The organism is Rhizobium sp. NPDC090275 (assembly GCF_044772225.1).
GTDB lineage: Bacteria > Pseudomonadota > Alphaproteobacteria > Rhizobiales > Rhizobiaceae > Rhizobium.
Genome location: NZ_JBIVYL010000002.1, coordinates 251,056 through 273,717, shown reverse-complemented (window position 1 = coordinate 273,717; position 22,662 = coordinate 251,056). Strand labels below are relative to the sequence as shown.

18 protein-coding genes are annotated in these 22,662 nt (G+C 61.2%); 2 read left to right on the top strand and 16 right to left on the bottom strand.

Annotated features, from left to right (window positions below):
• Position 1: 1 nt before the first annotated feature.
• Positions 2-1,237 carry a L,D-transpeptidase family protein gene (locus ACIQUB_RS05545; RefSeq protein WP_113237079.1) on the top strand — a complete coding sequence of 412 codons (1,236 nt, stop codon included), beginning with the start codon at positions 2-4 and terminating at the stop codon, positions 1,235-1,237.
• On the opposite strand, the gene dnaE is transcribed toward ACIQUB_RS05545, so the two are convergent.
• Positions 1,234-4,731 carry a DNA polymerase III subunit alpha gene (dnaE, locus tag ACIQUB_RS05540; RefSeq protein WP_113237078.1) on the bottom strand — a complete coding sequence of 1,166 codons (3,498 nt, stop codon included), beginning with the start codon at positions 4,729-4,731 and terminating at the stop codon, positions 1,234-1,236. The genes ACIQUB_RS05545 and dnaE overlap by 4 nt on opposite strands.
• A gap of 302 nt (positions 4,732-5,033) precedes the next feature.
• Here dnaE and ACIQUB_RS05535 point away from each other — a divergent pair, with 302 nt between their 5' ends.
• Complete coding sequence (locus ACIQUB_RS05535; protein WP_402928829.1) at positions 5,034-5,609, top strand: hypothetical protein; 576 nt, start codon at positions 5,034-5,036, stop codon at positions 5,607-5,609.
• A 26-nt stretch (positions 5,610-5,635) separates the two neighbouring features.
• Here the strand turns inward: ACIQUB_RS05535 and ACIQUB_RS05530 are convergent, their stop codons facing one another.
• The 15 genes from ACIQUB_RS05530 to nuoG form a co-directional block, all read right to left on the bottom strand.
• Positions 5,636-6,319, bottom strand: coding sequence for an ABC transporter ATP-binding protein (locus tag ACIQUB_RS05530; protein ID WP_111561297.1), 684 nt, complete (start codon positions 6,317-6,319; stop codon positions 5,636-5,638).
• Positions 6,320-6,333: 14 nt separating this feature from the next.
• Entirely contained in the window at positions 6,334-7,641 is a 1,308-nt protein-coding gene (locus ACIQUB_RS05525; RefSeq protein WP_113238568.1) for a lipoprotein-releasing ABC transporter permease subunit, read from the bottom strand.
• 18 nt (positions 7,642-7,659) lie between these two features.
• Entirely contained in the window at positions 7,660-8,982 is a 1,323-nt protein-coding gene (proS, locus tag ACIQUB_RS05520) for a proline--tRNA ligase (protein WP_018900194.1), read from the bottom strand.
• A gap of 586 nt (positions 8,983-9,568) precedes the next feature.
• Positions 9,569-9,850 carry a DUF1467 family protein gene (locus ACIQUB_RS05515; protein ID WP_113238567.1) on the bottom strand — a complete coding sequence of 94 codons (282 nt, stop codon included), beginning with the start codon at positions 9,848-9,850 and terminating at the stop codon, positions 9,569-9,571.
• Between the two features lie 125 nt (positions 9,851-9,975).
• Complete coding sequence (gene mce / locus ACIQUB_RS05510; RefSeq protein ID WP_113238566.1) at positions 9,976-10,380, bottom strand: methylmalonyl-CoA epimerase; 405 nt, start codon at positions 10,378-10,380, stop codon at positions 9,976-9,978.
• 4 nt (positions 10,381-10,384) lie between these two features.
• Positions 10,385-12,055, bottom strand: a complete 1,671-nt coding sequence (locus tag ACIQUB_RS05505) for a ribonuclease J (RefSeq protein ID WP_018900197.1) — start codon at positions 12,053-12,055, stop codon at positions 10,385-10,387.
• A 17-nt stretch (positions 12,056-12,072) separates the two neighbouring features.
• Positions 12,073-12,837, bottom strand: coding sequence for a biotin--[acetyl-CoA-carboxylase] ligase (locus ACIQUB_RS05500; protein WP_112941540.1), 765 nt, complete (start codon positions 12,835-12,837; stop codon positions 12,073-12,075).
• Positions 12,837-14,282 carry an NADH-quinone oxidoreductase subunit NuoN gene (gene nuoN / locus ACIQUB_RS05495; RefSeq protein ID WP_113238565.1) on the bottom strand — a complete coding sequence of 482 codons (1,446 nt, stop codon included), beginning with the start codon at positions 14,280-14,282 and terminating at the stop codon, positions 12,837-12,839. Before nuoN ends, ACIQUB_RS05500 begins: the two co-directional genes overlap by 1 nt.
• Positions 14,283-14,300: 18 nt before the next feature.
• A complete protein-coding gene (locus tag ACIQUB_RS05490; protein ID WP_018900200.1) occupies positions 14,301-15,812 on the bottom strand; it encodes an NADH-quinone oxidoreductase subunit M in 1,512 nt (503 codons plus the stop codon).
• Entirely contained in the window at positions 15,812-17,806 is a 1,995-nt protein-coding gene (gene nuoL, locus ACIQUB_RS05485) for an NADH-quinone oxidoreductase subunit L (RefSeq protein ID WP_047509993.1), read from the bottom strand. The genes ACIQUB_RS05490 and nuoL overlap by 1 nt, the downstream gene beginning before the upstream one ends.
• A gap of 7 nt (positions 17,807-17,813) precedes the next feature.
• On the bottom strand, positions 17,814-18,122 hold the full coding sequence (nuoK, locus tag ACIQUB_RS05480) for an NADH-quinone oxidoreductase subunit NuoK (RefSeq protein ID WP_018900202.1): 309 nt from the start codon (positions 18,120-18,122) through the stop codon (positions 17,814-17,816).
• A gap of 29 nt (positions 18,123-18,151) precedes the next feature.
• Entirely contained in the window at positions 18,152-18,766 is a 615-nt protein-coding gene (locus ACIQUB_RS05475; protein ID WP_018900203.1) for an NADH-quinone oxidoreductase subunit J, read from the bottom strand.
• 136 nt (positions 18,767-18,902) lie between these two features.
• Complete coding sequence (gene nuoI / locus ACIQUB_RS05470) at positions 18,903-19,394, bottom strand: NADH-quinone oxidoreductase subunit NuoI (RefSeq protein ID WP_018900204.1); 492 nt, start codon at positions 19,392-19,394, stop codon at positions 18,903-18,905.
• 40 nt (positions 19,395-19,434) lie between these two features.
• Positions 19,435-20,478: an NADH-quinone oxidoreductase subunit NuoH gene (gene nuoH, locus ACIQUB_RS05465; protein WP_018900205.1), complete on the bottom strand. Its 1,044-nt coding sequence runs from the start codon at positions 20,476-20,478 to the stop codon at positions 19,435-19,437.
• Between the two features lie 12 nt (positions 20,479-20,490).
• Positions 20,491-22,572 carry an NADH-quinone oxidoreductase subunit NuoG gene (gene nuoG, locus ACIQUB_RS05460; protein ID WP_113238564.1) on the bottom strand — a complete coding sequence of 694 codons (2,082 nt, stop codon included), beginning with the start codon at positions 22,570-22,572 and terminating at the stop codon, positions 20,491-20,493.
• Between the last annotated feature and the right edge of the window lie 90 nt (positions 22,573-22,662).

Sequence of the window (22,662 nt, the reverse complement as noted above, 5' to 3'; positions counted from 1 at the left end):
AATGTTCTCGCGTCTCGTCTTCGGGCTCGGCTTGCTGTCGGCCACCGCCCTCGTGCACCCCGCGTTCGCCACGGACGCGCGGGCGCTGCAGATCTTCGTTTCAAAGAGCAAGCAGTCTCTGGCCGTCTATGACGGCGCCGATGTCATCGCCACGTCGAAGATATCGAGCGGCAAGTCCGGCCACACCACGCCGAGCGGCATCTTCTCGGTGATCGAGAAGCAGACCTACCACGAATCCAACATCTATTCGGGCGCGCCGATGCCGTTCATGCAGCGGCTGACGTGGTCGGGCATTGCGCTCCACCAGTCGAATTCCGTGCCGCGCTATCCCGCCTCGCACGGCTGCGTGCGCATGCCCGACGCATTTGCAAAACAGCTCTACAAGATGACCGAGATGGGCGTGCCCGTGATCATCACCGATGCGCAGCTTGCGCCGGAGCCGGTCGATCATCCGCTGCTGTTCAGCCCACACGCGCCACCTCCGGCGCCGCTTTTGTCCGACGTCGAACTCCGGCCGGCCATCGGCTCGCTGCCGGTGCAGGTGGCGATGAACGAGGTGGCGATGCCGCGGCTGCAGGTGCAGCCGATCGTGGCGCCCGTCAACGACCAGCCGGTGAAGATCCTGATCACCCGCCGGGCGCAGCGCGAGACGATCATCGACCTGCAGACCTATCTCGCCGAGCTTGGATTTGCCGTCGGCAACGCCGACGGCTATCTCGGGCCGGCGACGGTTCAGGCGATCGGCGAGTTCAAGAAGCAGCATCCGATGAGCCCTGATGCCGCCAAGTCACTCATCAGTGACGACCTGCTACGCGCGGTCTATAGCGCCGCTGGCAAGGGCGAGCCGCCGAATGGCGTGATCATGGTGCGGCAGGGATTCCAGCAGGTATTCGAGGCGCCGGTGACGATCGCCCAACCGGAACTGGCCCTCGGGACGCATTTCTTCAGCGCGCACGAGGTGAATTTCGAAGACGGCACCACCGAGTGGCTGGGCGTGACGCTGCCCAACACCTTGACCAGCCAGACGATGAAGCGGCTGGGCATCAGCACGATGGAAAGCTCGATCATCTCTGGCACGCCGATCCTGAACGCGCTCGGCCGGATCACCATTCCTGATGACACCCGGCAACGGATCGACTCCATGCTGACGCCGGGATCGACACTGACGATCTCCGACACCGGCGTCGGCCCGGAGACCGGTCAGGGCACCGACTTCATCACGCTGACGCGCGGTTAGACGAGTTCCACATCGATCACCCCCGGGGCCGAGCGCATGGCGGCGGCGATTTCGGGCGTGATCCGGTATTTCTGCGCCAACTCCACCTCGATCTCGCGCTTGCCATCTTCCTTGATGACGATGAAGGAGACGAGGCCGTCGCCCCTGGCATTGAGATGGGCGGCAACGGCGCGCAACGGACCGGAATCGCGGACATAGACGCGGAGCGCCTTCTGCATCTGCAGCGACTTCTCTTCCAGCGACTGGATCGTCTGGATGCGGAGGCCAATGCCCTCCGGCCGCTCTTCGCCGGTGGCGGTAATGACGAAGGATTTTCCCGATTCCAGCATGTCGCGATATTGGTTCAGCATCTCCGAGAAGAGTACCGCTTCAAACTGGCCGGATGAATCCGAGAAGACGATGATGCCCATCTTGTTGCCGGTGCGCGTCTTGCGCTCCTGCTTGGAAATGACGGTGCCGGCAAGGCGCGCATTGCTGGCGCCCTGCTTCACGGCGGCCGCGAAATCGCCGAAGGTCTGGACGCGCATCTTCTCCAGCACGCTGCTGTAGCTATCGAGCGGATGGGCCGTCAGGTAGAAACCTAGGACCTGGAATTCCTTGAGCAGGCGCTCCGAGGGCAGCCAAGGCGAGAAAGGCGGCATCGAGATCTTTTCCGGGCCCGATGACAACACGCCGCCGAAGATATCCGACTGGCCGCTCAGCTTGTTTTCCTGGGCGCGCTGGGCATAGCCCATGATGCGATCGATGCCGCCCGAAAGCTGGGCGCGATCGAGATCGAAGCAATCGAAGGCGCCGGCGAAGATCAGGCTTTCCAGCACGCGCCGGTTGACCTGCTTGGGATCGATGCGCAAGCAGAAATCCTCAAGGCTGGCGAACGGCGTGTCGCCGCGCACCTCGACGATATGATCGACGGCCGATTCGCCGACACCCTTCAGCGCCGCCAGCGCGTAATAGATGCGGTTGTCGCCGGTCTGAAAGTGGCGGAACGAGGTCTGCACGGAGGGCGCGATCACCTCGATATCGAGGCGCTTGGCATCCTGGCGGAAGTCGTTGACCTTTTCGGTGTTCGACATGTCGAGCGTCATCGAGGCGGCGAGGAACTCGACCGGATAATGCGCCTTCATGTAGGCGGTCTGGTAGGAGACGATGGCGTAGGCTGCGGCGTGCGACTTGTTGAAGCCGTAGTTGGCGAACTTCGCCAGAAGCTCGAAGATGTTATCGGCCTGCGGCTTCGACACGCCGTTCTTGACGGCGCCGACGACGAAGCGCTCGCGCTGCTGGTCCATCTCCGCCTTGATCTTCTTACCCATGGCGCGGCGCAGAAGATCGGCCTCGCCGAGCGAATAGCCCGACAGCACCTGAGCGATCTGCATGACCTGCTCCTGGTAGACGATAACGCCTTGCGTCTCCTTCAGCAGGTAATCGATGGTCGGATGGATCGATTCGAGCTCTTCCTCGCCATGCTTGCGGGCATTGTAGGTCGGGATGTTTTCCATCGGACCCGGACGATACAGCGCCACGAGCGCGATGATGTCCTCGATGCAGTCCGGCCGCATGCCGATCAACGCCTTGCGCATGCCGGCACTTTCCACCTGAAACACGCCGACCGTTTCGCCGCGCGACAGCATCTCGTAGGTCAGCTTGTCATCGAGCGGGATCGCGGCGAGATCAACCTTGATGCCGCGCTTGGCGACGAAATCGACGGCGACCTTTAGCGTCGTCAGCGTCTTCAGGCCGAGGAAGTCGAACTTGACGAGACCAGCCTGCTCGACCCACTTCATGTTGAACTGGGTGACCGGCATGTCGGAGCGCGGGTCTCGGTACATCGGCACCAGCTTCGACAGTGGGCGGTCGCCGATGACGATGCCGGCGGCGTGGGTCGACGCGTGACGGTAGAGACCTTCGATCTTCTGGGCGATATCGAGCAGACGGGCGACGACGGGCTCCTTGTCGGCCTCTTCCTGCAGTTTCGGCTCTTCCTCGATCGCCTTCGACAGCGGCGTGGGGTTGGCCGGATTGTTCGGCACCAGCTTGCAGATCTTGTCGACCTGGCCGTAGGGCATTTCAAGCACGCGGCCGACGTCGCGAAGGGCGGCGCGCGCCTGTAGCGAACCGAAGGTGATGATCTGCGCCACCTGCTCGCGGCCGTATTTCTTCTGCACGTAGCGGATCACCTCTTCGCGGCGATCCTGGCAAAAGTCGATATCGAAGTCGGGCATCGAGACGCGTTCCGGATTGAGGAAGCGTTCGAAGAGCAGCGAGAAGCGCAGCGGATCGACGTCGGTGATCGTCAGCGCGTAGGCGACAAGCGAGCCCGCGCCGGAGCCACGGCCGGGGCCGACAGGAATATCCTGCAGCTTCGCCCACTTGATGAAGTCGGCAACGATCAGGAAGTAGCCCGGGAATTTCATGCGCTCGATAACGCTGAGCTCGAATTCCAGGCGGTCGCGGTAATCCTTCTCCTCGTAGCCCGCCGACATGCCGAGCGTTGCGAGGCGCATGTCCAAGCCTTCGACTGCCTGGCGGCGAAGTTCCAGCGATTCGGCGCGCTCCGCCTCTTCAGGATCAGCCGTGGCGCCGGTGAAGCGCGGGAGGATCGGTTTGCGGGTCTTCAGGACGAAGGAGCAGCGACGGGCGATTTCCACCGTGTTCTCGAGCGCCTCGGGCAGATCGGCGAAAAGCTTCACCATCTCGGCGCGGCTCTTCAGATAGTGATCCGGCGTCAGGCGAAAACGCGTGTCGTCGGAGACGATGGCGTTGTGCGCAACGGCCATCAGCGCGTCGTGCGCGTCATAATCGTCGCGGGTCGGGAAGAAGGCTTCGTTGGTCGCGACGAGCGGGATCTCGTGCTCATAGGCAAGGCCGATCACACGCTGCTCGTGGCGCTTGTCGTAGGTGCCCTGGCGCTGAAGCTCCATGTAGAGCCGGTCGCCGAACTTGTCCTTCAGAGACAGCAAGCGCGCGGTCGCCGGCGCGATGTGCCCATCTTTCAGTGGCATATCGATCGGACCGGTCGATGCGCCGGTCAGCGCGATCAGCCCCTCGGTGCCGAGCTCGTCCAGCCACGACGCCTTGATGTGGACCGCCTGCCCGCCTCCCTCGCCGCCGAGATAGGCGCGGCTGACGAGATCCACTAGCCGCTCATAGCCGGCGTCGGTGGCGGACAGAAGCACGATCGACGGCAGTTTCGCCAGCTGTTGCTGGCCGCCGCGCCGCTCGGTCTCAAGCCCGTCTTCCATATCGATGGAGACCTGGCAGCCGATAATCGGCTGCAGGCCCTCGTCCATCGACTTCTGCGCAAATTCCAGTGCGACGAATAGATTGTTGGTATCGGTGATGGCGATCGCCGGCTGGCTATCGCCCGATACCTTGTAGAGGATCTTCTTGAGCGGCAACGCCCCCTCAAGCAGCGAAAAGGCGGAGTGCACACGCAGGTGAACGAAGCCCGGCGTACCGCCGATGAAGTCGCTCGCGCCGTTTTCAGTGCCCGCCATGATATGCCTTTCCGCGCATCCGTATGAATCGGATGCATTGTCGGATTTGGGGACGCCGATGTCCAGAGAGACGGGTACTATCGGACCGCATGACAGTCATGCGGTCCCCGTTATTCTTACATTGCCATGCAGATCAAAGAGAAGCTGGCAATGAACATTGCGATGGAGGTGAATGCTGCGATATCGCGGATCATGTCAGTCATTTGGCTCTCCTGTGCTCTTATGTTTTTATTTTGTTCCTCTCTTGTTCCGTTGTCAACAGGATTGTTTTCTGTTTGGTTAACGGCAAACGGGAGACGAGCATGCGGCGATTCATCTTTGTGGCAGTCCTGCTTTCGGCCAACGCGGCCTTCGGCGCGGATCCTGATCCCGCGCGCATCGTCGATGCGGCCGTCGGCGACTGGAACGGCGACGGGAAGCCGGATCTGGCGCTGCTCGCCGAGGCCCCAGATGATGCCGCCGACGACCAGCTTGGCGTCTACATCTATCTGCGGGATGACCACGACCTGTTGCGGCTTACGACCAGCGCACCCGGCAAGATCTGGGGAACCACGGTGGCTGAAGGGATTTACGGCCAGGAGCCGTCGATCAAGGCGGCAGGCAAGAGCTCGATAGCCATCCACTCGCAGAACAGCGCCATCGGCCGCGACCGGTGGGAGCAGACGCTGACGCTTGCTTACCGCAACAACCAGTTCGTCGTCGCTGGCTACACCTACAGCCATTACGATACGCTAAATCCCGATGGCGGCGGCTCGTGCGACTACAATGCGCTCACCGGCAAGCTGCAGCGGGACGGCAAGGATGCGAAGGCCGAGGCGCGCACGATCACGATTGCCGACTGGAAGGACGAAACCGGGCAGTCGATCTGCGGCGGCTAGACTGGTCCTGACCCGACAGTGAAATCTCAGAAATCCACGACCTTGCCGTCGGCGATGGTGACGCGGCGGTCCATGCGGGCCGCGAGCTCGTGGTTGTGGGTGGCGATCAGCGCCGCGAGGCCGGACTGGCGCACCAAGGCCTCCAGGGCTTCGAAGACATAGCTCGCCGTCTCGGGGTCGAGGTTGCCTGTTGGTTCGTCGGCGAGCAGGAGGCTCGGCGCGTTGGCGACGGCGCGGGCGATCGCCACGCGCTGCTGTTCACCACCAGACAATTCGCCGGGGCGATGGGCGCCGCGGTGGCCGATGCGCATGTAGTCGAGCAACTGCCCTGCCCGCACCTTGGCTTCGTTGCGCGGCAGGCCGGCGATCATCTGCGGCATCATGATGTTTTCAAGCGCCGAGAATTCGGGAAGCAGGTGGTGGAACTGGTAGACGAAGCCGATCTCGCTGCGGCGGATCGCCGTACGCTTGTCGTCCGAGAGGCCATTGCAGGCATTGCCGCTGATGGTGACTTCGCCGCCATCGGGATGCTCGAGCAGGCCCGCCAGATGCAGCAGGGTCGACTTGCCGGTGCCCGACGGCGCCACAAGCGCGACGATCTCGCCGCTGTTGATGGTCAGGTCGGCCTTCTTGAGGATCGAAAGCTGGGTCTCTCCCTGGCCATAGTGACGCTCGACGCCGGAAAGCTTGAGAACGGTATTCCGCTTCATGTAATCAGCATTCCTTATTCGTAGCGCAGGGCCTGCACGGGATCGAGCTTGGAAGCGCGCCATGCGGGGAAGATTGTCGCGAAGAAAGACAGCGTCAGCGCCATGACGACGACGGAGACCGTTTCGCCGACCTCCATCTTGGCCGGCAGCTGGCTGAGGAAGTAGAGCTGCGGGTCGAACAGCACCGTACCCGACAGCCAGGAGAAGAACGCGCGGATCTTCTCGATATTGATACAGACGATAACGCCGAGCAGCACGCCGGCGAAGGTGCCGACCAGGCCGATCGCGGCGCCTGTCATGAAGAATATCCGCATGATGGCGCCGGAACTCGCGCCCATGGTTCTCAGGATCGCGATATCGCTGCCCTTGTCCTTCACCAGCATTATGAGGCCGGAGATGATGTTCAGGGCGGCCACGAGAACGATCAGCGTCAGGATCATGAACATGACGTTGCGCTCGACCTGCAGCGCTGAGAAGAAGGTCTGGTTGCGCTGGCGCCAGTCGGTGATCGCGATCTGGCGGCCGGCTGCGGCCTCTACCTTGGGGCGGAGCTCATCGATATTGTCGGGATTGTCGACATAGAGCTCGATCGACTGCACCAGCCCTTCGGCGTTGAAATAGAGCTGTGCTTCCTCGAGCGGCATATAGATGATCGTCGCGTCATATTCCGACATGCCGATCTCGAAGATGCCCGAGACCTTGTAGGATTTGACGCGCGGATTGATGCCCATCGGCGTCACGTCACCTTCCGGTGATATCAGCGTAATATTGTCACCCGCCTGCAGTCCCAGCTGATCCGCCATGCGCGAGCCGATGAGAACGCCTTGGCCGGCGGCAAAGCCGACGAGGTCGCCGGACTTGATGTTGTCGGAGACGGTTTTCACCTTGCTCAGGTCTTCGGCGCGGATGCCGCGAACCAGCGCGCCGGTGCCGGCACCGCCGGCACCGGAGGCCAGCGTCTGGCCTTCCACGAGCGGCAGCGCCACCTTGATGCCGGGCACGGCGCCCAGGCGATCGGTCAGCGCCGGATAATCCGTGAACGGACCATCGACCGGCTGCACGATCATGTGGCCGTTGATGCCGAGGATGCGCGAGATCAGCTCGGTGCGGAAACCGTTCATCACGGCCATGACGATGATCAGCGTCGCGACGCCGAGCATGATGCCGATGAAAGAGAAGCCTGCGATCACCGAGATGAAGGCTTCCTTGCGGCGTGCGCGCAGATAGCGCCACGCCACAAGTCGCTCGAAAGCGGAAAATGGCCTGCTGGCCGCAGCCGAGCCGGATTTGGATCCCTGCTGGCTCACCGCTGCGTCTGCCATTTCGCCTCCCGCCTTTTCTTAGCCCAAGAGCTTATTGATTGCCGCGTCGATGGTCATCGTTTCGCGGGCGCCAGTCTTGCGGTCCTTGACTTCCACTTCGCCGTTCGCGACCGCGCGCGGGCCGGCGATGATCTGTACGGGCACACCGATCAGGTCCGCAGTCGCGAACTTGGTGCCGGCGCGATCGTCGGTATCGTCATAGAGAACATCGACGCCGGCCTTGGAGAGCTCGGCGTAGATCTTCTCGCAGGCTGCGTCGCAAGCGGCGTCGCCGGCCTTCATGTTGATCACGACGACATCGAAAGGCGCGACCGAGGCCGGCCAGATGATTCCGTTCTCGTCATGCGATGCTTCGATGATGGCGGGAACAAGGCGTGTCGGGCCGATACCGTACGAACCCATGTGGACGGCGTGTTCCTTGCCATCCGGTCCCTGCACCTTCGCGCCCATCGGCTCGGAATATTTCGTGCCGAAGTAGAAGATATGGCCGACTTCAATTCCGCGTGCGGACAGGCGATCGCTCTCGGGGATGGCGTCGAAAGCGGCTTCGTCGTGCATCTCGGAGGTGGCGGCGTAAACCGAGGTCCACTTCTTGAAGATCGCATCCAGACCGGCGACGTCGTCGAAGTTGGTGTCGACCGAGGGGATATCGAAATTCACGAAATCCTTGTGGCTGTAGACTTCCGATTCACCGGTGTCGGCAAGGATGATGAACTCGTGGCTGAGATCGCCGCCGATCGGGCCGGTGTCAGCGCGCATGGGAATGGCGCGCAGGCCGAGACGATCGAAGGTGCGCAGATAGGCCGCGAACATCTTCTTGTAGGAATGCTCGGCGCCTTCGCGGGTCATGTCGAAGGAATAGGCGTCCTTCATCATGAATTCGCGCGAGCGCATGGTGCCGAAGCGCGGACGGATTTCGTCGCGGAACTTCAGCTGGATGTGATAGAGGTTGAGCGGCAAGTCCTTGTAAGACTTGACCGAAGACCGGAAAATATCGGTGACCATTTCTTCGTTGGTCGGGCCGTACAGCATCGGACGGTCCTGGCGGTCCTTGATGCGCAGCATCTCCTTGCCGTAGGCGTCGTAGCGGCCGCTTTCCTGCCAGAGCTCGGCCGACTGCAGGGTCGGCATCGACAGCTCGATGGCGCCGGAGCGGTTCTGCTCCTCGCGGATGATGTTGTTGACCTTGTCGAGCACGCGCTTGCCCAGCGGCAGCCAGGAGTAGATCCCCTGCGACTGCTGCCGGATCATGCCGGCGCGCAGCATCAACCGGTGGGAGACGATTTCAGCCTCCTTGGGGTTTTCCTTGAGGATGGGCATGAAGTAGCGAGACAGACGCATGGCGAATTCCAGAGCTGTTGAGACGCCGCCAAATAGCGGAATCGAAGGCAATCACAATGTTGGCAGCGTTCATAACCGCTTCGCGGCAGGAAGGAAACCCGCGAGGGATTTCCACAGGCTTCTCTTAGAGCAAGTTGGAGCCCGCAAACCGAAGAAACCAAGAAAGCGGCGAAATTATAATGACTTGCGCGAAACTCTTATCAACAGAAAAAATTTACTCGAGTGTAGCAAAAATGCAAAAAAATCTGATGACAAAGCACAATCTTTGAGCTAGCTTTAGCCCACAAAACAGGCAGGGAGTTCAAATCCCTACCATTTTCGCGGTCAAGTCTTGGGAGGATCAGATCTTAGGCGCGCTTGTCGCAGCCCCGGTAACGGTTAAGGATCACGCGATACTTAAAACAAGGCTTTTAGCCTTGTTTTTTTTTGGCTTTTTGACACCGCGTCCCTCGCTCGAAACGCCCATCTTCCGCAACGTAAGCTGCCCATTCCGTTACGGCACCTGCATGCCGCAACTTGATGACACGCGTATGACGCGCCTTCGCTCGCATCTGCTCAATTGCTGAGCAAACGCCCTTAAGCGCTCTCAAACATTCGAAAATGATGGACCGATCTGCGGGAGGGCGTCGAAGCCCCAGCCGAAATAGGTCGAAGAGACATACCAGAGGGTGTAGATGACGGCGGAGACCAGCGTCGTCAGCGAGAAGGTGAAGAGCGGCCGAAAACGCGTTGGTGCGCTATGCACGGTGCCGGGCACGATATCGTCGTCCTCCGCCTGCGTCCGCAAGCCGATCGGCAAGACGGCAAAGAGCGTCATCCACCAGACGATGAAGTAGACGGCAAAGCCCTGTAGAAATGTCTGCAGCATAAGATCTCCCACCCAAGCGGCCGCATCGGGCCATCGCCCTTATAAGACGGAACAGCGACGATACAAAGTGGTGTTGAGGGGCTTGTCCAGTCTTGGCGACGTTTGGGTCACTCTGCCGCAGCCGATCAGACCTGCTCGAGCTCGATCAGCGTGCCGAAGAAATCCTTTGGATGCAGGAACAGCACGGGCTTGCCGTGGGCGCCGATCTTCGGCTCGCCGTTGCCAAGCACCCTCGCCCCGGCGGCCAGCATCTGGTCGCGGGCCGCGATGATGTCGGCCACCTCATAACAGATGTGATGCATGCCGCCGGACGGGTTCTTCTCCAGGAAGGCCGCTATCGGAGATTGCGGGCCGAGCGGCTCAAGCAGTTCGACTTTGGTATTCGGCAGTTCGACGAAAACGACAGTGACGCCGTGTTCCGGCAATGCCTCGGCCGCCGATACCGTGGCGCCCAGCATGTCCCGATATGCGGCCGTGGCGGCTGCGAGATCGGGAACGGCAATGGCGACATGGTTGACGCGGCCGAGCATAGGGTCAGACCTTGGTGACGAACACGGTGACCAGCGGCTTCTTGCCCCAGATCTGGTTGGCCGTCGAGCGAACCGCCCGACGCATCGATTCCTGCAGCAGGTCCAGATCCTTGCGGCGCGCGCGCGGAATGCTCTCGAAGGCGCTCAGCGCGGCGTCATAGAGCGTGTCCTCGAACTCATCGCCTTCATCGTCATACACAGGCAGGCCGATCGCCACCATGTCGGGCTCGCCGATGATATCGAAGCGGGCGTCGATCACGACGTTCAGCGCGACATGCCCGACATAGGAGAGCTTCTTGCGGTCGCCGATACCCATTTCGTCGAAATCGCCGATCAGCGTGCCGTCCTTGAAGATACGGCCATGCGGGGCTTCGTCGATCACTTCCACCGTACCGGGCGCCAGGCGGAGGACATCGCCGTTGCGCACGCGCGGAACGGTGGAGATGCCGGATTGCTCCGCGAGTTCCTTGTGGGCGGTCAGATGCGTGGCTTCGCCGTGCACGGGAACGACGACGGTCGGCCGTGTCAGTTCGTACATCTTCTGCAGTTCGTTGCGGCGCGGGTGGCCGGAGACGTGAACGAGCGCCTCACTATCCGTGATGATGTGAACGCCCTGCTCGACGAGGCCGTTCTTGATGTCCTGAATGGCCTTCTCGTTGCCCGGGATGGCTCGCGAGGAAAAGACGACCGTATCGCCGGCCGCAAGCGCCACGTTGCGCATCTCGTCACGCGAGAGCTTGGCAAGCGCTGCGCGCGGCTCGCCCTGGCTGCCGGTGAGGATGACGACGACGTTTTCGCGCGGAATATAACCGTACTCCTCTTCGGCGATGAACGGCTTGATGCCATCGAGCAGGCCGAGATCGCGGGAGACGTTGACGACCCGCTTCAGCGAGCTGCCGAGCAGCAGGACTTCGCGTCCGGCGGCTTCGGCGGCTTCAGCCACGGTGCGGATACGGCCGACGTTCGAGGAGAAGGTGGTGATCGCGACGCGACCTTCGGCATTCTCGATGATCTTGCGCAGGCTTTCAGAGACGTCCTTTTCGGACGGCGAGACGCCGTCGCGGAGCGCATTGGTCGAATCGCACATCAAGGCGAGCACGCCTTCATCGCCAAGCTGGCGGAAGCGTGCCTCATCGGTCAGCGGGCCGAGCGACGGTTCGTGGTCGATCTTCCAGTCACCGGTGTGGATGACGTTGCCCAAGGGCGTGCGGATCATCAGCGACATCGGCTCGGGGATCGAGTGATTGACGGCCACGCCTTCGACGCTGAAGGGGCCGACATTGACCACTGTCCCTGCTGTGAAGGGCGTGATCGGGATTTCGACCATCGTCGATTTTTCGTAGTTGCGCTTGGCTTCCAGCAGCCCCGCCGTGAAGCCCGACGCGTAGACGGGAACATTGAGGCCCGGCCACAGATCGGCCAGCGCGCCATAGTGATCCTCATGCGCGTGGGTGATGAAGATCGCCTTCAGGTTCTTGCGTTCCTTGGCGAGGAAGCGAATATCGGGCAGAACCAGATCTACTCCCGGCAGATCGGGACCCGGGAAGGTCACGCCGCAGTCGACCATGATCCACTGGCGATGCGCGGACGGGCCATAGCCGTAAAGGGCGAGATTCATACCGATCTCGCCAACGCCGCCCAAAGGCAGAAATACCAGTTCGTCCTGCTTCGCCATACTGCTTGTTTTTCCAATCATCCAAAGAAGACGTCGCCGGCGGCGATCGTCATCATCCTGCCTGCCCCCGTATCGAGCAGCAACAGGCCATTATCATCAATTCCGCTGAAGTGGCCGGAAATCGAACGGTCCGGCAGATTCACGGTTATCTTTTCGCCAATACCGCAAGCCACATCGCGCCAACGGGCGGTGATATCGCGAATACCGCGGCCGCGGTCCCACGCTGATAGCACATCGGCCATGGATGCGAACAGGTGCGCGAAGAGTTCCTGTGGAGAGGCCGAACTTCCCTGCTCTCGCAGGCAGGTCACGGGATAGAGCGGATTGTCGGGCATGAAGGCGACGTTGATGCCGATGCCTATGACAAGGGCGTAGCGGCCGTCGGCCAGGGCCTCGCCCTCCATGAGGATGCCGCATGTCTTCTTGCGGCCGATCAGGATGTCGTTGGGCCACTTCACCTCGAGCGGCTCGGCACTCGGAGGCAGCACCATCCGCACCGCCTCGTGCACGGCCACCGCGATCGCCAGCGGCAGGGACGAGATGCGCTCCATCGGCGCGGGATCGATCAAGAGAAGAGAGGCGTAGAGGTTGCCGGGTTCAGACACCCAAGGACGACCACGGCGGCCGCGGCCGCCGGTCTGTCTTTCCGCGGTCACCCAGAGGCGACCAGCATCCCCTGCCCGGGCCCGGGCAAGGCATTCGCTATTGGTGGACAATGTCTCCGACAGAGCCTCGTGCCTGAAGTCGTCGAGCGACTTCAAGCGCCGTGGGTCGAAGCTCATCAGAACAGCGTCGCGGCTGCGAGTTCGGCCGCACCACCGATCGGACCGCCGATGAGCACATAGGCGAGAACGAACAGGCCGGAGACGCCGAAGACGAGGCGCAGCGAGCCGGAGACGCGGGCGAATTCGCCGGTGGCTTCATCGAACCACATCAGCTTGATGACGCGCAGATAGTAGTAGGCGCCGACAACCGATGCGAGGACGCCGATGATGGCAAGCGCATAGAGCTTGGCTTCGATGGCGGCGACGAAGACGAAGTACTTCCCGAAGAAGCCAGCCAGCGGCGGAATACCGGCCAGCGAGAACATCAGGATGGTGAGAACCGTCGCCATCATCGGATTGGTGGTCGACAGGCCTGCGAGATCGGCCACGTTTTCAACGACGGTGCCATCCTTGCGGCGCATCGACATGATGATCGCGAAGGAGCCCAGCGTCATGACCATGTAGATCAGCATGTAGAGCATGACGCCCGAAACGCCCGTCTGCGAGCCGGCGGCAAGACCGACCAGCGCGTAGCCCATGTGACCGATCGAAGAATAGGCCATCAGTCGCTTGATGTTCTTCTGGCCGATCGCGGCGAAAGAACCGAGCAGCATCGAGGCGATCGAGATGAATACCACGACCTGCTGCCAGTCCGCCATGACGGGCTGGAAGGCGGTGATGACGATACGCGTCATCATGGCCATGGCGGCGATCTTAGGCGCGCTTGCCAGGAAGGCCGTGACCGGGGTCGGCGCACCTTCGTATACGTCAGGCGTCCACATGTGGAACGGAACGGCCGAGATCTTGAATGCGATGCCGGCGAGGATGAAGACCAGACCGAAGATCAGGCCGAGCGAGCGCGCGCCATCCACCGTCAGCGCCTGGGCGATATCGGCGAAGTGGGTGTGGCCGGTGAAGCCATAGACCAGCGACATGCCGTAGAGCAGCATGCCTGACGACAGAGCGCCGAGCACGAAATACTTGAGGCCAGCTTCCGTCGACTTGACGCTGTCGCGGTTGATCGCGGCGATGACGTAGATCGCGAGCGACTGCAGCTCGAGGCCGAGGTAGAGCGAGATCAGGTCGTTGGCCGAGATCATCAGCAGGATGCCGAGCGTGCAGAGCACGATCAGAACCGGGAACTCGAACTTGTCGATCTGGTTTTCCCTGGCAAGGCCGAGCGACATGAACAGCGCCACGATGGAGCCGACCAGAGCCGTCACCTTCATGAAGCGGCCGAAGCCATCAGCCAGGAAGACGCCGCCATAGGCAAGGCCTTCGCTCGGAGCGAAGACCAGCCAGAGGGCCGCGACTGCCAAAAGGATGATCGCGAGAACGCTGACCATGCGGCCGGAGCGCTCTCCCGAGAATACGCCGATCATCAGCAGGACCAGAGAGCCGATCGCGAGGATCAGTTCCGGTATCGAAAGATGCAGGCTTGCGAGTAGTGTTTCAGAGGTCATATCACAAAAGTCCCGTCATCATTTCATCGACAGCGCGACGTCATGCGCTGCCTGGACTGCGGCCGAATAGCTGTTGATCAGATGGTCGACGGAGGCAGCGGTCACATCGAAGACCGGAGCCGGATAGACGCCGAAGAAGATCGTCAGAGCAATCAGCGGGTAGAGGATCAGCTGCTCGCGCGGCGACAGGTCGAGGAGAGCCTTGAGCTTTTCCTTGTCCAGCGTGCCGAAGATCACCCGGCGATAGAGCCAGAGCGCGTAAGCGGCCGAGAGGATGACGCCGGTGGCGGCAAAGAGCGCAACCCAGCTGTTGACCCGGAAGACACCGATCAGCGTCAGAAATTCGCCGATGAAGCCCGAGGTGCCGGGAAGACCGACGTTCGCCATGGTGAAGACCATCATCGCAACAGCATATTTCGGCATGTTGTTGACGAGGCCGCCATAGGCCGCGATCTCGCGGGTGTGGGTGCGGTCATAGACCACGCCGACACAGAGGAAGAGCGCGCCCGAGACGATGCCGTGCGACAGCATCTGGAAGATCGAACCCTGCAGACCCTGCGCGTTGGCTGCGAAGATACCCATCGTCACGTAGCCCATGTGGGCAACCGATGAGTAGGCGATCAGCTTCTTGATGTCTTCCTGCATCAGCGCCACCAGCGAGGTGTAGATGATGGCGATGACGGACATGGCGAAGACCATGGGCGCGAAGAAATCGGAAGCAACAGGGAACATGCCGAGCGAGAAGCGGATGAGGCCGTAGCCGCCGAGCTTCAGGAGAACGCCCGCCAGGATGACGGAACCGGCCGTCGGCGCCTGAACGTGGGCGTCGGGAAGCCAGGTGTGGACCGGCCACATCGGCATCTTCACCGCGAACGAGGCGAAGAAGGCCAGCCATAGCCAGGTCTGCATGTGCGGCGGGAACTTGTAGGCGAGCAGCGCCGAGATATCGGTCGTGCCGGCCTGCCAGTACATGGCCATGATGGCGAGCAGCATCAGCACGGAGCCGAGCAGCGTGTAGAGGAAGAACTTGTAGCTGGCGTAGACGCGATCCTTGCCACCCCAAACGCCGATGATCAGGAACATCGGGATCAGGCCGGCTTCGAAGAACACGTAGAAGAGAACGATATCGAGCGACACGAAGACGCCGACCATCATCACTTCCAGCATCAGGAAGGCGATCATGTATTCCTTCAGGCGCTTCTCCACCGAAAACCAGCTGGCGAGCACGCAGAAGGGCATGAGGAAGGTGGAGAGGATGACGAACAGCATGGAGATGCCGTCGACACCGAGATGGTAGCTGATGCCCGTGCCGAGCCAGCCGTGCTTCTCGATCATCTGGAAGCCCGGGTTCGCATTGTCGAAACCGATCCAGATGAAGAGCGACAGGATGAAGGTCACGACGGTCGTCAACAGGGCAATGTTGAGGACGTTGCGGCGGCCGTTCGGGCCGTTCTCATTCATCAAAAGCAGGAGCACCACGCCGACGAACGGCAGGAAGGTGACCGTGGAAAGAATAGGCCAATCGGTCATCAGAGGGCACTCCCGAGCATCATCCAGGTAACGAGCGCTGCAACGCCGATCAGCATGGCGAACGCGTAGTGATAGAGGTAACCGCTCTGCAGGCGCACGACGCGGTTGGTGACATCGACGACGCGGGCGGCAATGCCGTTCGGGCCGTAGGTGTCGATGACGCCGACGTCACCCTTCTTCCACAGGAAGCGGCCAAGGGCCTTTGCCGAACGGACGAAGAGGAAGTCGTAGAGCTCGTCGAAGTACCACTTGTTCAAGAGGAACTGGTAGAGCACCCGATGCTGACGTGCGAGCACGGCCGGCGTCGATGGCGACTTGATGTACATGTACCAGGCGGTCACGAAACCGATCACCATGGCGATGAAGGGGCTGAGGGCTACGAGGGCCGGAACGTGGTGAAACTCGTGGACCAGCTCGTTGTGCTCCGAGGTGAAGAGCGCGCCCTTCCAGAACTCCGCATATTCCTCGCCGTAGAAGTGCCCTTCGAAGAACCAGCCCGCGAAGACCGCGCCGATCGCCAGCAGATAGAGCGGGATCAGCATGACCTGCGGCGATTCGTGCACGTGGTGCATGACCTCGTGCGACGCGCGCGGCTTGTTGAAGAAGGTGAGGAACATCAAGCGCCAGGAATAGAAGCTCGTGAACAGAGCCGCGATAACCAGCATGGCGAAGGCGAAGCCAGCGACCGGCGAATGCGATGCATAGGTCGCCTCGATGATCACGTCCTTCGAGAAGAAGCCAGCGAAGCCGAACGGCGTGAACGGAATGCCGACGCCGGTGATGGCGAGCGTGCCGATCAGCATCATCAGGAACGTGACCTTGATGTGCGGACGCAGGCCACCCATGTTTCTCATGTCCTGCTCGCCATCGACGGCGTGGATGACCGAGCCGGCGCAAAGGAAGAGCAGTGCCTTGAAAAAAGCGTGCGTGAACAGGTGGAAGATGGCCGCGCCATAGGCGCCGACACCGAGAGCGACGAACATGTAGCCGAGCTGCGAGCAGGTCGAGTAGGCGATGACGCGCTTGATGTCGTTCTGCACGAGGCCGACGGTGGCCGCGAAGAAGGCAGTGATCGCACCGATGATGGTGACGACGGTCAGTGCATCCGGAGACAGTTCGAACAGCGGCGACATGCGGGCGACGAGGAAGACGCCGGCGGTGACCATGGTCGCGGCGTGGATGAGCGCCGACACAGGTGTCGGGCCTTCCATGGCGTCAGGCAGCCACGTGTGCAGCAGGAACTGCGCCGACTTACCCATCGCGCCCATGAACAGCAGCAGGCAGGCGCCGGTCAGCGCGTGTGCCTTGTCGAGGTGCATGCCGAAGAGGTTCAGGACCACTTCGCCGCCCTCGCCGCCTTCATGCGCGAAGCTCGCGGCATTGGCGAAGATGGTGTCGAAGTTGATGGCGCCGAAGAGGACGAAAACGCTCGAGATGCCGAGGATGAAGCCGAAGTCGCCAACGCGGTTGACGATGAAGGCCTTCATGGCGGCGGCGTTCGCCGACGGCTTCTTGAACCAGAAGCCGATCAGCAGATAGGACGCCAGACCCACGCCTTCCCAGCCGAAGAACATCTGGGCAAGGTTGTCCGACGTGATCAGCATCAACATCGCGAAAGTGAAGAGCGACAGATAGGCGAAGAAGCGCGGGCGATGCGGGTCATGGTGCATGTACCCGATCGAATAGAGATGGACGAGCGTCGAGACCGAGTTGACGACGATCAGCATGACCGACGTCAGCGTGTCGATGCGCAGCGACCAGGAGACGTCGATGCCGCCGGACTGGATCCAGCGCAGGACCTCGACCTTGATCGGGCCGCCTTCGACATGGCCCATGCCGACGGTGATGAAGACGTACCACGACAAGACCGCCGCGATGATCATCAGACCCGTGGTGACGAATTCCGACGCCTTGGCGCCGATCGCACGGCCGAAAAGGCCGGCTATGATCGCGCCGATCAGGGGAAGAAAGACGATAGCCTTATATAAAAACATAGCCTTATCAGCCCTTCATCATATTGACGTCTTCCACGGCGATGGAGCCGCGGTTGCGGTAGAAGACGACGAGAATTGCGAGACCGATGGCCGCTTCAGCAGCAGCGACAGTCAGAATGAACAATGCAAAGACCTGGCCGACGATGTCGTTCAGGAACGACGAGAAGGCGACCATGTTGATGTTGACGGCGAGCAAAATGAGCTCGATCGACATCAGGATGACGATGATGTTCTTCCGGTTGAGGAAGATGCCGAAGACGCCGAGCGTGAAGAGGATGGCGCTGACCGTCAGGTAATGGGAAAGTCCGATGACCATTGTGTTGTTTCCTTAAGCTCGCGCCTGCCTCAAAGCCCCTGCCCCGGCTTCACCGAGATCACCTCGACGGCGGTCTTCGGGTTGCGGGCAACCTGGTTTGCGATGTTCTGACGCTTGACCGTCGTGCGATGCTTGAGCGTGAGCACGATTGCCCCGATCATCGCGACCAGCAGGACGAGAGCGGCGATTTCGAAGAAGTAGACGTAATTCGTGTAGAGCACGTCGCCGAGGGCGGCGGTGTTGGTGCGTTCGGTGATCGCGGGGATCGGCATGGCGACCGTCTTGGCGATCTCCGGCGAGATCACGCTGCCGCCGACCACGACGATCAGCTCGGCCGCGAGGATCACCCCGATCAGGGCGCCGATCGGCGCGTATTCCAGAACGCCCGCGCGCAGCTCCGTGAAGTCGATGTCAAGCATCATGACCACGAAGAGGAAGAGAACCGCCACGGCGCCGACATAAACGACGAGCAGGATCATCGCGAGGAATTCAGCCCCAAGCAGCAGGAAGAGACCGGCCGCGTTGAAGAAAACCAGGATCAGGAACAGAACCGAGTGAACCGGGTTCTTCGACCAGATGACCATGAACGCCGACGCTATCGCGATAAAGGCGAAAATATAGAAAAATAGAGCCTGCAGACCCATGTTCGTGCCTTCTTCATCTTCCCACGGGCTGCCGGGTACTCCCCCCGCCCGATGAAGCTTCGCATTGGTTGCCGCGAAGCTCTGGTGCATGTTGACTGGGCGACGCTTCAAGCACCGCCCGGCATTTCAATTTCAATCAACGGTACGGAGCGTCGAGAGCGAGGTTGCGAGCGATTTCACGCTCCCAGCGATCGCCGTTCTCGAGGAGCTTCTGCTTGTCGAAGTAGAGCTCTTCGCGCGTTTCCGTTGCAAATTCGAAATTCGGGCCCTCGACGATCGCATCGACCGGGCAAGCCTCCTGGCAAAAGCCGCAATAGATGCACTTCACCATGTCGATATCGTAACGGACCGTGCGGCGGGTGCCATCGTTGCGGCGCGGGCCGGCTTCGATGGTGATCGCCTGAGCAGGACAGATAGCCTCACACAGCTTGCAGGCGATGCAACGCTCTTCGCCGTTGGGATAACGACGCAGGGCATGTTCGCCACGGAAGCGCGGGCTGACCGGTCCCTTTTCGAACGGATAGTTCACCGTTGCCTTCTGCTTGAAAATGTAACGGAACGTCAGCCAGAAAGCGCTGATGAATTCCTTCAGGAACAACGAGCTGACAGCGTTGGACAAGCCTGCCATCTTCAACCTCCAATATTGCTGGAAACCAGGGCCGGCATGATCATGCCCCTGCCGTCAGCTTCAGCACGAATGCAACAATGATGACCATGGCGAGCGACAGCGGAAGGAAGACCTTCCAGCCGAGGCGCATCAGCTGGTCGTAGCGGTAGCGCGGCACGAATGCCTTGACCATCGCGAACATGAAGAACACCAGGCACGACTTCAGCATGAACCAGATGATGCCGGGAACCCAGTTCAGGAACCAGACGTCGACCGGGGGCAGCCAGCCTCCGAGGAACAGGATCGTCGTCAGCGAGCACATCAGGACGATGGCCGCGTATTCGCCGAGCATGAACATCATGTAGAGGGCCGAACCATACTCGACCATGAAGCCGGCGACGAGTTCGGATTCAGCTTCCGGAAGGTCGAAGGGCGGACGGTTGGTTTCAGCCAGTGCCGAGATGAAGAAGATGATGAACATCGGGAACAGCGCAAGCCAATGCCAGTCCAGGAAGGACGACGGCATGCCGAGACGCGTACCGATGCCGCTCTGCTGCGCGTGAACGATATCCGTGAGGTTCAGCGAACCTACGCAAAGCAGGACGGTGACGATGACGAAACCGATCGAGACTTCGTAGGACACCATCTGTGCCGCCGAGCGCAGCGCGCCGAGGAACGGGTACTTCGAGTTCGAAGCCCAGCCGCCCATGATGACGCCGTACACTTCAAGCGACGAGATCGCGAAGATGTAGAGGATGCCGACATTGATGTTGGCGATGACCCAGCCATCAGCGAAGGGAACCACGGCCCAGGTCGACAGTGCCAGAAGCACGGTGACCAGCGGGGCCAGAAGGAAGACCGCCTTGTCGGCGCCAGCCGGAATGATCGGCTCCTTGAAGACGAACTTCAAAAGGTCGGCGAAGGACTGGAAAAGGCCGAAAGGACCCACCACATTCGGTCCGCGACGCAGCTGTACGGCTGCCCAGATCTTGCGGTCGGCCAACAGGATGTAGGCGATGAAGACGAGCAAGCAGACGAGGACAAGAAGCGACTGACCGACCATGAGGAGGCCTGGCCAGACATATGTTGAAAGAAACGATTCCATAGTCCCCTGCCCTTACTCTGCCGCGACTTTGAAGTTGTTGCGGGCCAATGCCGAGCACTCAGCCATGACAGCCGATGCGCGCGCGATTGGGTTCGTCAAATAGAAGTCTTTCACCGGCGATGCGAAGCCGGCCTTGTTCATCTTGCCGGCTTTTTTGGCGACGGCAGCAATCTTGGCGCTGTCGCTTTCGGCAATCTCGTCGGCGGCCGCGAAGTGCGGGAACGCCTGGTAAAGCTTGGCGCGCAGCTGGCTCAGCGAGTCGAACGGCAGCTTCTTGCCGAGCACGTCGGAGAGTGCGCGGATGATCGCCCAGTCCTCGCGAGCATCGCCCGGTGCGAAGCCTGCGCGATTGCCGACCTGAACGCGGCCTTCGGTGTTGACCCAGGTGCCCGACTTTTCCGTGTAAGCGGCGGCCGGCAGGATGACGTCGGCGTTCTGTGCGCCCTGGTCGCCATGCGAGCCGATGTAGACGGTGAACTTCGCCTTCTTGGCTTCGAAGTTCATTTCATCGGCGCCGAGCAGGAAGAGAACGTCCATCGAGGTCAGCATCTCGGCGGCATTGACGCCCTTGGCGCCCGGTACGAAGCCGAGATCGAGACCACCGACGCGGGCAGCAGCCGTGTGCAGGACGGCGAAACCGTTCCAGCCATCGACGACAGCACCGACAGTGCCTGCGAGCTTGGCGGCGCTGGCGAGAACGCCTGAGCCATCAGCGCGCGAGAGGGCGCCCTGGCCGATGATGATGAGAGGCTTCTTCGCGTCGGTCAGAACCTTGGCGAAGCTGTTGTTGCCGTCGACCAGATCCTTCAGCGTGTCGGGACCGGCGCCGAGATATTCGTAGTCGTAGCGCAGTTCGCCGGCTTCGCCGATCACGCCGATCGGGAAGTTGCCGCGGCGCCAGCGCTTGCGGATGCGCGCGTTGAGAACTGCGGCTTCGAAGCGCGGGTTGGCGCCGATGATGAGCAGCGCGTCGGCCTGTTCGATGCCTTCGATCGTCGGGTTGAAGAGGTAGCTTGCGCGGCCGAGCGACGGATCAAGTGCCGTCCCATCCTGGCGACAGTCGAGGTTCTCGGAACCGAGCGACTTCACCAGTTCAGACAGAGCGTACATCTCTTCGACCGAAGCGAGGTCACCTGCGATGGCGCCGATCTTGTCGCCAGCGGTCGAGGCGACCGCCGACTTGATCGCTGCGAACGCGTCCGGCCAGCTTGCGACCTGCAGACGGCCGTCCTTGCGAACGTAAGGCTTGTCGAGGCGCTGCGTCTTCAGGCCGTCCCAGATGAAGCGGCTCTTGTCGGAGATCCACTCTTCGTTGATCTGGTCGTTGACGCGCGGCATGACGCGCATGACTTCGCGGCCACGGGTATCGACGCGGATCGCCGAGCCGAGCGCGTCCATGACGTCGATCGTTTCGGTCTTGTTCAGTTCCCACGGACGGGCCGTGAAGGCGAAGGGCTTGGAGGTCAGAGCGCCGACCGGGCAGAGGTCAACGACGTTGCCCTGCAGCTCGGAGGTCATCGCCTGCTCGAGATAGGTGGTGATCTCGGCGTCTTCGCCACGACCGATCAGGCCGAGCTCGGCAATGCCGGCGACCTCGGTGGTGAAGCGAACGCAGCGCGTGCAGTGAATGCAACGGTTCATGACCGTCTTGACGAGCGGTCCGATGTACTTGTCTTCGACGGCGCGCTTATCTTCCTGATAACGAGAGCCGGCGATACCGAAAGCCATGGCCTGGTCCTGCAGGTCGCATTCGCCACCCTGGTCGCAGATCGGGCAATCCAGCGGATGGTTGATCAGCAGGAATTCCATCACGCCTTCGCGGGCCTTCTTGACCATCGGCGTGTTTGTGAAGACCTCGGGCAATTCGCCGTTCGGGCCACCGCGGATATCGCGCACGCCCATGGCGCAAGATGCCTGCGGCTTCGGCGGGCCACCCTTGACCTCGACGAGGCACATGCGGCAGTTGCCGGCAACCGAAAGGCGTTCGTGGAAGCAGAAGCGCGGAACTTCAGCACCGGCTTCCTCACACGCCTGAATGAGGGTGTAATGATCCGGGACCTCGATCTCGTTACCGTCAATCTTCAGTTTTGCCATCGTCACTCAGTCCTGTTTCCCGTTCACCGGAAGCCGGTAAACAAACCTATTCTGCAACGTTTCCACTGCCAGGCCGGATTTTTATCCCGC

Bases quoted from the DNA above. Each gene is read 5' to 3' on its own strand.
- ACIQUB_RS05545 (WP_113237079.1), top strand. From the start codon at position 2: ATGTTCTCGCGTCTCGTCTTCGGGCTCGGCTTGCTGTCGGCCACCGCC.
- dnaE (WP_113237078.1), bottom strand. From the start codon at position 4,731: ATGGCGGGCACTGAAAACGGCGCGAGCGACTTCATCGGCGGTACGCCG.
- ACIQUB_RS05535 (WP_402928829.1), top strand. From the start codon at position 5,034: ATGCGGCGATTCATCTTTGTGGCAGTCCTGCTTTCGGCCAACGCGGCC.
- ACIQUB_RS05530 (WP_111561297.1), bottom strand. From the start codon at position 6,319: ATGAAGCGGAATACCGTTCTCAAGCTTTCCGGCGTCGAGCGTCACTAT.
- ACIQUB_RS05525 (WP_113238568.1), bottom strand. From the start codon at position 7,641: ATGGCAGACGCAGCGGTGAGCCAGCAGGGATCCAAATCCGGCTCGGCT.
- proS (WP_018900194.1), bottom strand. From the start codon at position 8,982: ATGCGTCTGTCTCGCTACTTCATGCCCATCCTCAAGGAAAACCCCAAG.
- ACIQUB_RS05515 (WP_113238567.1), bottom strand. From the start codon at position 9,850: ATGCTGCAGACATTTCTACAGGGCTTTGCCGTCTACTTCATCGTCTGG.
- mce (WP_113238566.1), bottom strand. From the start codon at position 10,380: ATGCTCGGCCGCGTCAACCATGTCGCCATTGCCGTTCCCGATCTCGCA.
- ACIQUB_RS05505 (WP_018900197.1), bottom strand. From the start codon at position 12,055: ATGGCGAAGCAGGACGAACTGGTATTTCTGCCTTTGGGCGGCGTTGGC.
- ACIQUB_RS05500 (WP_112941540.1), bottom strand. From the start codon at position 12,837: ATGAGCTTCGACCCACGGCGCTTGAAGTCGCTCGACGACTTCAGGCAC.
- nuoN (WP_113238565.1), bottom strand. From the start codon at position 14,282: ATGACCTCTGAAACACTACTCGCAAGCCTGCATCTTTCGATACCGGAA.
- ACIQUB_RS05490 (WP_018900200.1), bottom strand. From the start codon at position 15,812: ATGACCGATTGGCCTATTCTTTCCACGGTCACCTTCCTGCCGTTCGTC.
- nuoL (WP_047509993.1), bottom strand. From the start codon at position 17,806: ATGTTTTTATATAAGGCTATCGTCTTTCTTCCCCTGATCGGCGCGATC.
- nuoK (WP_018900202.1), bottom strand. From the start codon at position 18,122: ATGGTCATCGGACTTTCCCATTACCTGACGGTCAGCGCCATCCTCTTC.
- ACIQUB_RS05475 (WP_018900203.1), bottom strand. From the start codon at position 18,766: ATGGGTCTGCAGGCTCTATTTTTCTATATTTTCGCCTTTATCGCGATA.
- nuoI (WP_018900204.1), bottom strand. From the start codon at position 19,394: ATGGCAGGCTTGTCCAACGCTGTCAGCTCGTTGTTCCTGAAGGAATTC.
- nuoH (WP_018900205.1), bottom strand. From the start codon at position 20,478: ATGGAATCGTTTCTTTCAACATATGTCTGGCCAGGCCTCCTCATGGTC.
- nuoG (WP_113238564.1), bottom strand. From the start codon at position 22,572: ATGGCAAAACTGAAGATTGACGGTAACGAGATCGAGGTCCCGGATCAT.